The 11,692-nt window shown below is 47.5% G+C and carries 9 protein-coding genes; 6 read left to right on the forward strand and 3 right to left on the reverse strand.

Annotation, left to right across the window (positions count from 1 at the left end; all coding sequences use genetic code 11):
• Positions 1-23 precede the first annotated feature (23 nt).
• The 6 genes from rtcR (at position 24) to WG89_RS26830 (ending at position 8,795) form a co-directional block, all read left to right on the forward strand.
• A complete protein-coding gene (gene rtcR / locus WG89_RS26805) occupies positions 24-1,640 on the forward strand; it encodes an RNA repair transcriptional activator RtcR (protein ID WP_062270720.1) in 1,617 nt (538 codons plus the stop codon).
• 198 nt (positions 1,641-1,838) lie between these two features.
• Positions 1,839-2,987 carry a pyridoxal phosphate-dependent aminotransferase gene (locus WG89_RS26810; RefSeq protein WP_062270721.1) on the forward strand — a complete coding sequence of 383 codons (1,149 nt, stop codon included), beginning with the start codon at positions 1,839-1,841 and terminating at the stop codon, positions 2,985-2,987.
• A 156-nt stretch (positions 2,988-3,143) separates the two neighbouring features.
• Entirely contained in the window at positions 3,144-4,736 is a 1,593-nt protein-coding gene (locus tag WG89_RS26815) for a peptide ABC transporter substrate-binding protein (RefSeq protein WP_062270722.1), read from the forward strand.
• A gap of 140 nt (positions 4,737-4,876) precedes the next feature.
• Positions 4,877-5,932, forward strand: a complete 1,056-nt coding sequence (locus WG89_RS26820) for an alpha/beta hydrolase family protein (RefSeq protein ID WP_062270723.1) — start codon at positions 4,877-4,879, stop codon at positions 5,930-5,932.
• Between the two features lie 238 nt (positions 5,933-6,170).
• On the forward strand, positions 6,171-6,593 hold the full coding sequence (locus WG89_RS26825) for a nucleotide triphosphate diphosphatase NUDT15 (protein ID WP_062270727.1): 423 nt from the start codon (positions 6,171-6,173) through the stop codon (positions 6,591-6,593).
• Between the two features lie 345 nt (positions 6,594-6,938).
• Positions 6,939-8,795, forward strand: coding sequence for a hypothetical protein (locus tag WG89_RS26830; RefSeq protein ID WP_062270724.1), 1,857 nt, complete (start codon positions 6,939-6,941; stop codon positions 8,793-8,795).
• A 33-nt stretch (positions 8,796-8,828) separates the two neighbouring features.
• Here the strand turns inward: WG89_RS26830 and WG89_RS26835 are convergent, their stop codons facing one another.
• The 3 genes from WG89_RS26835 to WG89_RS29795 all read right to left on the reverse strand — a co-directional run.
• Complete coding sequence (locus WG89_RS26835) at positions 8,829-10,397, reverse strand: hypothetical protein (RefSeq protein WP_153301856.1); 1,569 nt, start codon at positions 10,395-10,397, stop codon at positions 8,829-8,831.
• Between the two features lie 247 nt (positions 10,398-10,644).
• Positions 10,645-11,349, reverse strand: coding sequence for a DUF6363 domain-containing protein (locus WG89_RS26840; RefSeq protein WP_062270726.1), 705 nt, complete (start codon positions 11,347-11,349; stop codon positions 10,645-10,647).
• A 148-nt stretch (positions 11,350-11,497) separates the two neighbouring features.
• A partial coding sequence (locus WG89_RS29795) for a transposase (RefSeq protein ID WP_172806770.1) occupies positions 11,498-11,692 on the reverse strand: 195 nt, incomplete at its 5' end.

Below are 11,692 nucleotides of genomic sequence, written 5' to 3' on the forward strand. Positions count from 1 at the left end.
ATATCAGACTGACTTAGCGAATAATGACCAAGAAGAACGTCGTCATCAGTATCCTGGGTGTCGTAAAGGACAATAAAGGCAGGGGTTCCAGACGCTGGCAGACCTGGCGCCCCAACATCAGCCTGGTAATGCAGGAAGATTTCAAAGTGGATCGCCTGGAACTGCTCTACGATCCCCAATACTTCAGAATGGCGGGCAAGGTGGTGGCGGATATACAGTCAGTATCACCTCACACCGAAGTGGTTCTGGTGGAAGCCCCGTGGAGTGATCCCTGGGATTTTGCCGAGGTGTACGGCTGGTTTGATCAGTACACACGACACTACCCTGTTAAAACAGACAGTGAAAATTATTACCTGAATATCACCACAGGCACCCACGTCAATCAGATCTGTATGTTTCTGATCAGTGAGGCGCGCCTGATTCCTGCCAGCCTTCTGCAAATATCACCGGACTTTGAAGCTGAAAATCGTGCTGTCGGCACTTTAAGGATTATTGATCTGGAGCAGGCAAAGTATGATGCTCTGGCGAGTCGTTATCAGGAACAGGCTCAGACGGGTCAGGATTTTCTTAAGTCCGGCATTAAAACCCGAAACACTGCCTTTAATAACCTGATTGCAGAAATTGAGCAGGTTGCCATTGCTTCTTCTGACCCCATTCTTCTGGAAGGGCCTACCGGGGCGGGTAAAACCCAGCTGGCTCGAAGAATTTATGAACTGAAGGCCAGTCGCAACGATGTGATGGGCAAATTTGTGTCGGTCAATTGTGCGACTTTACGTGGTGACGGCGCCATGTCGGCTTTATTCGGACACAGCAAGGGGGCATATACAGGCGCTCAACAGAGCAGAGAGGGCTATTTAAAGAATGCCAACCAGGGCATTTTATTCCTGGATGAAATTGGTGAATTAGGCCTGGATGAACAGGCCATGTTGCTGCATGCCATTGAAGAGAAACGCTTTTACCCTGTTGGCAGTGATAAAACCGTGTTCAGTGACTTCCAGCTACTGGCAGGTACACATCAAAATCTCCAACAAGCCGTTATTAAAGGCACCTTCCGCGAAGATCTGCTGGCTCGAATCAATATCTGGAGTTGGAAGTTGCCCGGTTTATCCGAGAGACTGGAAGATCTCGAGCCCAATCTGGACTTTGAGCTTCATCAGCATGCCCGCCAGAAAAATAAACAGGTGCGCTTTAATAAAACGGCTCGCGCCGCTTACATGAAATTTGCCACCCTGCCCGACAGTCTCTGGTCATCCAACTTTCGTGATCTGACCGCCAGCGTAAACAGAATGGTGACGCTCAGTGAAGGAGGCCGAATCAATGAAGACAACGTTAATAAAGAGGTCAGCCGTCTCAAACAGCGGTGGCAACCTTTGTCACCCGTGAGCCAGAAAATCGAACTCACTGACTATCTCGGCGAAGATCAACTCACCCAACTGGATCAGTTTGACCAAATGCAGCTCGCCAGCGTCATTGAAGTCTGCCTTCAGTGTCGGTCTATGGCTGAAGCTGGACGCAAACTGTTTAATGTAAGTCGATCCGAGAAAGCCAGCACTAATGATTCGCACCGACTCAGAACCTACCTGACAAGGTTTGGGTTAACATTTAAGGACATAACTGAAAAGAAGATGACGCAAATATGAAACTTGCGTGTCGGTTTTCAGATGGCGCAGTGAACATGCGTTGTGTATGATGCGCAGTGCTGATACATGATTCCCTGACAAGCCTGCTTGTCAGCGTTAAATCTTAGTACCGGAATTCGTATCAGTTGGATTTCATACGGGTTTGAATAACGATTAACGAGGAACATCGTGACTGGTCAACCTTCCCACCGCGTTCAGATGGTCAAACCATCACCTACCCTGGCAGTCACTGCCCGAGCCGCTGAACTTCGCGCTGCCGGACACGACATTATTGGCCTGGGTGCCGGTGAACCCGACTTCGATACCCCTGATCACATCAAAGCTGCTGCGATCAAGGCCATTAACGAAGGAAAAACCAAGTACACTGCCGTTGACGGTACGGTAGAACTGAAACAGGCCATTATTGACAAGTTCAGCCGCGACAATGGTCACGAGTACGCACCCGACCAGATTCTGGTTTCCTCCGGTGGCAAGCAGAGTTTCTTCAATCTGTGCCTGGCGCTGATCGACAAGGGTGACGAGGTTGTTATTCCTGCCCCATACTGGGTTTCCTACCCGGACATGGTCGCCATTGCCGAAGGTGTGCCGGTTATTGTGAAAGGCACTCTGGAAAACCGCTTCAAGCTGACCCCTGAGCAGCTGGAAGCTGCTATCACACCTAAAACCAAACTGGTGGTACTGAACAGCCCGTCCAACCCATCCGGTACGGCATACACCCGTAAGGAGCTGGAAGGTCTGGCAGAAGTTCTGCTGAAGCACCCTCATGTTATGGTCGCTACCGATGACATGTACGAGCACATCCTCTGGAGTGATGAGCCGTTCTGCAACATCCTGATGGCCTGCCCTGAACTGTACGACAGAACGATTGTTCTGAACGGCGTATCCAAGGCTTACTCCATGACCGGATGGCGTATTGGTTATGCCGGCGGCCCAGCCTGGCTGATCAAGAACATGAAGAAGATCCAGTCCCAGAGCACCTCTAACCCTTGCTCTATTGCCCAGGCGGCAGCCACTGAAGCTTTGGCCGGTCCACAGGACTGTGTCAAGACCATGCTGGTTTCCTTCAAGAAGCGTCACGACTATGTTGTTGGCCGCCTGAACAAACTGCCTGGTGTTCATGCCATTAAAAGTGATGGAACCTTCTACGCTTTCCCTGATTTCAGTGCAGCCATGAAGACCCTGGGCTTTGAAAAAGATACCCAGCTGGCTGAAATGCTGCTGGAAAAAGGCGTTGCCCTGGTACCGGGTTCTGCCTTTGGTATGGAAGGCTGCATGCGCCTGTCCTATGCCACCAGCGATGAAGCCCTGGAGAAGGCTCTGGATCGTATGGAAGCAGCTTTGAGCTGATACCTATAGGGAGCAGACTCCTCTGCTCCCTCCTTCCCACATCCCTCCAGCGTTAAATAATCCTCAGACACCACCTTCCTAACAGGCATTTTTCAGCAAGATGGCTGCGAATAAGCTATACACAAAACTCCTGAAGTTTTTTGATCTGATGACCTGATGCCCTTCAATATATTCAAATGCTGTAGCTGGCTTCAAAGAGCCCGCCTGACTCTGACCAGCTTACTGCTGGCCTGCGCTGCTTCCATGCCAGCCATGTCTTTACCCCTGGAAAGAGGGCTGCTGGCCAACCCCAAGTCCCTTCATCCACACTATTTCGGTGGCTCCCCTGATGCTCAGGTGCTGAAAGATGTTTATGAAGGGTTGATGGTACAAAACAAAAACGGTGAACCTGTACCCGGCGTCGCCAGTGATGTTGAACGCCACCCCGACGGTATCCGCTATACCTTTATCATCCGGGATAACCTGAAATGGTCAGACGGAAGCCCCTTGACGGCCGATGATTTTGTCCGAAGTTTCAAAGCACTGGCCGATCCTGAACGTCGGGCTACTTACCGCTGGTATTTGAAGGTCGCCAAAATAACGGGAGCTGAGAAGGCACTGAATGGCAATCCGGATGCACTGGGTATAAAGGCTTATGGAAATAAGCTGGTCATAGAACTGGATCAACCTGTCCCCTATTTTCTGGACTTGATGACCTTCCCCAGCTTTCTGCCTGTCCATCAAAGCAATCTGTCTGGTGATGCCGCCACCATTCCTGTCACCAACGGTCCCTACAAGATTGAGCAGGTGATTCCTGAAACCCGTATCGAGCTGACCAGTAACCCGAACTACTACCGCCATTTGAATACCGACCTGCAGCAGATCAACTATCAAATCACTCCTTCAGTGCATCGTCAGATAGAAGGCTTTGTAAACCATACACTGGATGTAACAGCCCCGCTGCCAGCCTTGCACATCCAGGAGTTGAGAAAGAAACATCCGGTGTCGGTATTTGAGGATCAGATTCTGGCCACAGCGAGTCTGATTGTCAGCCCAAAAATCAAAGCACTGCAAAATAGAAAGGTGAGGCAAGCCCTGTCCATGGCCATTGACCGGGACGCACTGGTCAAAAAGATTTACCCACATAGCCACACCCGACCGGCCTGCAGTTTTGTCGCTCCTCATACCCGCGGCTTCAACCCGGATCCAGCCAACTGTAAAAAGCTGCTGGAAAACCCCGACCGAAAAGAGCAAGCCATCAAATTGCTGGCAGAAAGCGGTGTAAAAGCCAGTGATATAAAGCTGACCATTTTATCCAGCCCCAAATACGACTCTCTGGATATCCTTCCGGAGATCTGCCACCAGATAAACAGCACTCTGGGAACGTCTTTAAGCAGCGAAAGTGATGACTGGAGTACTTATCTCGACCGGATTTCCAAAGGTGATTATGATCTGGTCTGGTTTGCCTGGCTGGCAGGTTATAATGATGCCACAGCCTTCCTGACCCCTCTGACCGAGAGCAAATTCTTTGGTCCCTTCAGGGATCCAGCTTACCTGAGGGAACTCTCTCTGGCTGCAAGCAAGAAAACAGCGGTTGCCCGATTACCCAACTATCAGAATGCTGAAGCCATTCTGGCCAGAGAATTACCTCTGATCCCCGTTCTTCATCCTTCCCTGATGACACTGGTTAATCCTGATATTGGTGGATTTTATTCGTCCAACCCTGAAGGCTGGGTGCACAGCTGGCATCTCTACCGAATCACCGATTAAGGCTTATGAGGAGGCAGCAGATAACGCTGCCTCCTGACTCTCTTTGACTTGGATAGCCTCTCTCCTATCTATACTGAAATCACAAAGACACTTTCCATACAGTACAAACTGGCCTCATAATACGGGCAACCAAAAAGATCATGGACAGATTCAAACTTGGAAGGAAACCCGCCCAGTATCAGCGATTTTCTGAAACCGAAGCGAGCAAACCTGCAAAAGCAGGTATTCTTGGGCGATGGAGAATTAAACCTTTTAAAAACAGAGGGAAGCACTCTCCTCAAAAAACTTCCTTGCAAAAGAATAACGTTAAACTCAAACAGCGGGAGATCAGGAAACTGGCCGTAGCAAACAAGCCACCCACCGACCCAAAAACACTTCGGTCAATGGCCATTGATGCCCAGCTGGCTGCATACCCCTATCACCGCTCTCTGGAAAAAATTCACCAGGCAGGTGAGATTCACGCCCCTGAAAAGGAAGACTTTGCCACCCAATGGGATCCTTCTTCAGAGCTGGCAGAGCTGATTGCCAGTGATGCCGGACTGACCATCAGTTCAGAAGAACCTGGTTTCCTATACGACAGAAATTCCGGACTGACAGCTTATGTCCTGATCAACGCGCAGCTTCAGGAAGTTCGCCTGGTGTTTGGTGGTACCACTTCCGGATTATCACAGGGAGACTTTCTGGAGCGCTCCAGGAAAAACTTCAAATTCTCGGGAAAACAGTGGAAAGCCAATATCAAGAATATGCTAGGCAGAGGCATACCCGACAGTTTTATACAAGCCAAAGTCCTGACAGCAAGCCTGCTTGAGAAGATGCCTTCGACGCTTGAAGGAAAACCCTTCAAACTTAAACTCAATGGTCATTCAAAAGGGGGAGCAGAAGCTAATTATGCTGCTTTATCCATGACTCCCCCTGTACAAGCCGTTTGTTTTTCCAGCTCTGAACTGAGTCGTAAAGCTCTATCGGATATCCCCAGAGAAAACCTTGCTCAGGCTAGCCAGCTGGTTACCCATTACAATGTCAGCAAAGACCTTGTAGCCAATACCGGCAGAATCTTCAGAGGCCTGTCACAAGCTGGCAAGGTGATGACCATCCCTGCCAAATATGCCTATAGCTCGTTACTGGATAGACACGACAAATTCACACGGCATATTGAACACTATGCCAGAAACGCAGCCAGTCAAACCTCTAACTAACATCTAAGCGTTAAACCCCATACCGTTCGCACTGAACCTGTCGAGATGTGTTTCCATCATCCTGCAACAAGCTCTGAATGAACAGAGTATATATGAGCATTAACGCTTGGCTGTACTAGCCTTGTTTTTGAATATTGCTGGCTCTATACAAAACCTCGCCTCTGTTTATTGTTCAAACCTGACCCAATGCTTAGACTAATGACTTTCTTCATTATGGTTTTGATCATTGGAGCACTCTGTGACGGATAAGAATATTCCAAGAATCGGTGTCGGCGTTATTGTCATAAGAGGCAACAAGATACTTCTTGGACGGCGAATCAACAGTCATGGTGAAGGGCAATGGGCTTTTCCCGGTGGTCATCTTGAATTTGGTGAGAGCCCTGAAGAATGTGGTATCAGGGAAGTTATGGAAGAAACAGGTCTGAGCATCAGCCAGTTAAGAACAGGACCCTATACCAATGACGTCTTTACCACTGAAGGAAAGCATTACATTACACTTTTTATGATTGCTGAATCTTCTTCAGGAACACCGGAAGTCAAAGAACCCGAAAAGTGCCTTGAGTGGGAATGGTTTGAATGGGATCACTTGCCTGCGCCATTATTCTTACCGATTGTCCATCTTAAAGAGAGGGGATACCAACCCATCAGTCAGGTTTCCTGATCAACCTTGAAACAGGCTAAAACCATCTTAAGTGAAGAGCTTCAGATAGTTTACAGGACGTTCTTATCTGAAAACAAACCCCATTAACCAAGTCGACACAGCCTGTAACACGAACAACTTTTCTTCAAGATTCAAACAAACAATAAGTTGCTTGTAATCTCTCAAGAATCCAGGCAACCAGACTCATGAGTTAAAAATTATCATTCATTGCTTCTGAATATTTTTCATTATTCAGAGCCTGAGGCAGAACAAATCAATCTGAGTGACCCCGTCCCAGGAAAATATTCATAACTATAATTTAGGTTCACTTTAAGTTCGTCACTGGCTGAAGGAATTCAAGTCACCATGCGATTATTTATCGTTCTGATAGTCACTATTCTATTCCCCTTATTGGCACCAGCTCAGTCTTATACCCAGCTTGAACAAGAGGAAACTCCTTCTTCAACTACGGATTCCAGCAGTGAACCACCTCCGGTTAAAAAACCTGCTATTGATGTCTATTTAAATGAACACTGGTATCGAGATGCCAGCAGTGATGACATCATTTACTGGCATATGGATCATCCTTCAATATTCGCAGTAGACGATGAAGCTGTCCGTGAAGATGACTATATGGACCGTAAAGTAAAAGTCAGCCTGCATCGTTCAAACATGTTGGAAGAACTGCCTGCATTTTTATCAAGAAAAGGTATTTTTCCAAAGGTGTACATTATTACCGGTCACCTGACTCGTCAAAATATTAGAGATTTTGTAATGGCCGTAAAAAACGCCTCTTATGATTCCGTAGTCAGTCAGAAAAAGGACGCATGGAGCTATTACCAGTCTGAAGGCGCATTCCTCATCGTCAGCCGTTATGGCTTCCCAAGTAAGAAAAACCTACTGCAAGAAGTTTGGCTGGATGAATCGCAGTTTGGAAAAAAAATCCATGCCGGGAACATGTTAGCCATTTCTGTAAAGACGGACGAGGTGCGAAGTATCGATCTAATGGTCTATTTTGCCACTTCCTTCAACTTTAACCACCTTCGCGAACAACAAAAACTGCAGGCTGACCTGCCCGATGTTACCAGACATCCTGTGGTAGCAGGACTGGAGCAAGCACTGACTCTGGCCAAAGAAAAAGGGTATGGCGCCACTTCACCTCTTGTGGTGGCAGGCAACACCAATATTCCTTTATTTCCTGAGGTTAACAATGGTTTTCTGGATCACATGCAGTCCAACCTTCACCTTCATACTGCTACCCAGAATAAAAAGTTGCCTGTCGTGGGCAGCTTCAACGCCATGAACAATACCATCAGCAGCTTCTGGCTTGGTTTGACTGGAGGTCCAGACTATTTGCTGAACGACAGCATGTCAGAGTTAATCGACTGGATCGCCATTTCAGGATCCACAGGATCAGAACGGCCAAACTTAAAGATAAAAGCCGTTGAATTTGAGTCTGTCTGTCGATATTCCATGCCCATCCAGAAGACTTGTGGGAAAGGTTACTCTCTTAAAAGACAGGCGTTTTTAAACAAAGCAGTTCCAGCGCGTACGATTCTGGAAAACATGCCAGAAGAGGTACGATCCGGTGCAGAAGAAAAAGTACTCGACTACGCTGTGAATGCCCCATCCGGCCATCATCCCATTCATGCAAAGCTGACACACACAGATCTTAGAACCCAGCAACAAACAAATTTCTGCGAATCCTGTCGAATGGATATATTTGACCTGAAGTCGGTGACCGGCTTAGCCGCTATCAGTCCTGATGAGAGAGGCGCCATAAGCCTGCCGTTACACCCTGAGATTATCAAGAAAGTGTTTGAGTTTGCTGAGCAAGATATGCTGCCTGACAGTGAGGTGAATATTCTTCTCGATAAACAACAAAATGTTTACGCTCTTCCTGTTCGGGCTGGACCCAAAGAATGCAACCCTATAGTGCATTCCTGGTCTGGCGATGCGGGCTTGGGAAGAGTCGTTAGAACACAACAGGGCAAGGTCCAATTAAGAGAAATGATGCTCCGCAGAGAGAAAGTCAATATGTGGAGCCAGATGTTTAAACAGTTTTCTACTTCCAATCCAGATGATTACACTGAGCAGTACTTTGCCTCAGGAAAAGAGCTGCAAAAACTGGGAGAGCCTTTGGAAATAAATGGCAGGATTTACAACTACTATATACAAACACGGGCTATGCCTGCTCACTCCCAGCAAAAGCCCAGTAAATAGGAAGGTGCCTAAAAGGCGTTTTCAAGGTCTTTATTAACGTTTCTTGAAAACGACGGCCCCTCTGGTCGATCGAACCTGATCTTCAGAGGTGGCTTTAACCAGACTCTTGCCGGTCGGATCGGGCAGCAAAACCGTGTGTCCGTCCCTGAAGCAACGGATTGCTTTCTCCATGGCTACTTTGACAATTGGAGCATCGTTTGTACTATCTCCCTGGTTAAATAGACCAAACTGCAGTAAGTCATCGCCTGAAAATTCATCATCCTCATCCAAAAGTCCCAGTTCAGCTAAGAGTCCCGGATGATGAGCAGCTATTTTATCCAGACTCCCAAACAGACTATCCCGGACGTAAGTTTCCAATACTTCCAACTGCTTTATCGTTTCATCCAGCTTCTGATCCAGTGATTCCCCGGGTTCCAGTGTTACCCCAAACCAGTCTTTCAATATCTTAGGCAGAATATCCTTTTTATCTCTTGCCCGTAGATCTTTTAAAGCCTCGGATAACTCGGCATTCATCAACATCCGGGAAAGGTTATGGGGATTTGACCCGGAAATAGCCCTGGTAAACCCTTTTACACGGGTACCCTGCCCTTCTGAGGGGTCACTGTCTCCCAGAATGATATCTTCGCGAAATGCACTTCTATCAAAGAAACTGTTCCAGATACCCAGTTTCAGAATCAGATCCAGTAATGGTTTTGTCAGCTTCTGCCCTTTTGCCAAACAAAATAGATGGATTAAGTGAGGGTACTTGCCATGCTGTAGATTAAGACCTTCCATAGCATCTTTAAAACTGCACTGACTGACGACATCTTTCACGGCTTCTGAAGGTAGAAATTGTAGAAACAACGGAGCTTCATCCAGTCCTAGCAGAGATTTGAGCTCGTGAGCCAGCACTCGGCTGAAAACCGACCCTTTTTTGATCTTGAGAATATCTTCCAGTCTTAATCGCTGCGGAACCCTGACTCGTGGCAAGTCTTCAGCCCACTGTCCTACACTCGGAAGGCAGGAAAACAGGTTCTTCTTTCTGGCATCTGGAACGGTGGCAGGCGTTTCGCATCGCCCCTGAAAACAGTCATCTGTAAATGCTCTTGCGGGAAATGATGACCCCTGATGATCCGCCTGCCACATAGATTCAATCTTTTGAGCCAGATCAGGCAGATGTCGGGTGTAAGATCGAATATCCTGAGCGGCAAACAGGAGTTCTTTCAACTCTTTTTCCAGACTCAGGTATTCTTGTTTTAATTCAACCTTTTTATCCAGATAAGAGGCAATCATGAATTGTTCGAGAGACAGGCGAGCCTTAAGGAAAGATTGAATCTGGGTTTCAAATTTATCTTCTGTTGCTGTCAGCTCCATCCAATGGCTCAAGGGCATATCGCTCAGATCAACCAGCAGGTTATTGTCTGTTTTGGATAGCTTAACGTCATAGGACGACAGCTTTCTTGCGTCCTGCTCACTCCGATAGAAACGAGTCAGATCATTGGTGTAAAGCTCTTTTCCTCGCAATTCCAGATAACAGACACCTGGTAACTGTTTACTGTCAGGAGGTAGATGTAACTTTGGACGGGTATGATCCATTGATGATTGATGGGTCGCTGCCTGCATGCCTGATCCTTCTGGCTGAATGTAACAGCTGTCATTATTCAGACTGGAACGTAGAAATCACTAACCAAATAACCGCTTTTGGTTAGTGATACTGACAAATTTCAGAAATGGGCATGAGCACTGCAACTATTCAGTTCGTCAGGAGTCTGAACTCTGAACGCCAGGCGAAGATCCAGGACTGGAGAGCCGAAGTCGAACACCTTGCAGGCTTCGTCAAGCAAAGGACTGCAGCCATCGCTGTCGGAACTCAAGCCCCTGGCCTGGCGGCTTTTAACGAATCAACGGCACCGGCTTTATCCAGCCACTGTTCAGACTGAATGGTCTGCATCCGAGCAATTTTACGTCCCATAGTATTCAGAAAATAACGACCTGATTTCAAACCCAGTTCATAATCCCTTTCAAGAGCCTCCATCGGACTGCCAATCAGTTTTGAGTCCAGTGCCTTGTTGGGATGAATTTCATAAATAGTGACATCGTCCGGTGGCGCTGCCAGAAACGCCTGTGTTTTGCTGTAACTCTCTTCATGCTCAATCAACAGACCCATCAGATCAGCCGCTTTGGTTTTCTTCATCCATTTGTTCATTCCTTTCAACCACTGATGCTCTCCGTTATACTCAACCGGCATGGTACGAACCACGACGATGTGTCGATAACCACGTCGATAAGCTTCATGAACAGGAATCGGGGCACAGACACCACCATCCACATACTGGTCGTTCTCACTCTGAACCGGAGTAGTATGAAGCAGTGGAATAGCGCAGGTAGCTTTCAATGCCAGCTCCCAGTCATCTTCAGCAAGATTGAAGTAACAGGCCTGATGCTCACTTAAGCCGCAGGCACTGGCTAATACGGTTCTGTCCCGCATATTTTCTCGGCCAGCCTTCCAGTCCAGCATTAAGTCCGACTGAACCTGCTGAACCAGCCAGTCGAGATTCAGCCCGCCCTTCCCCATTAGAAAGCGTTTCAGTGCAAAGAAATCTTGTGAAGTCGTGGCCTCGGTAATGACTCGATAAGCATGTTTATGCTGACCACAGATGTATGAAGCCAGAATGAACTACCCCGCAGCAAGCTGCGGGGTATCCTCAGTGCAACTTGAGTGGTCAGTCCATAAACAGACTGATTTGGTTCGGACTTATTTCCTTCCGGTGTAGCTGCTTGTACTCCGCATTGCCTTGGTTTTTCACATAATTTGCAATTACATCTTCATTACCATGCTGGCCGACAGTATTCATAAAATATCCTGAACTCCAGAATGCTCCACCCCATAACTTTTGCTTAACTTCAGGGTTTTTCTT

It is taken from the genome of Endozoicomonas arenosclerae (assembly GCF_001562015.1).
GTDB classification, from domain to species: Bacteria; Pseudomonadota; Gammaproteobacteria; order Pseudomonadales; family Endozoicomonadaceae; genus Endozoicomonas_A; species Endozoicomonas_A arenosclerae.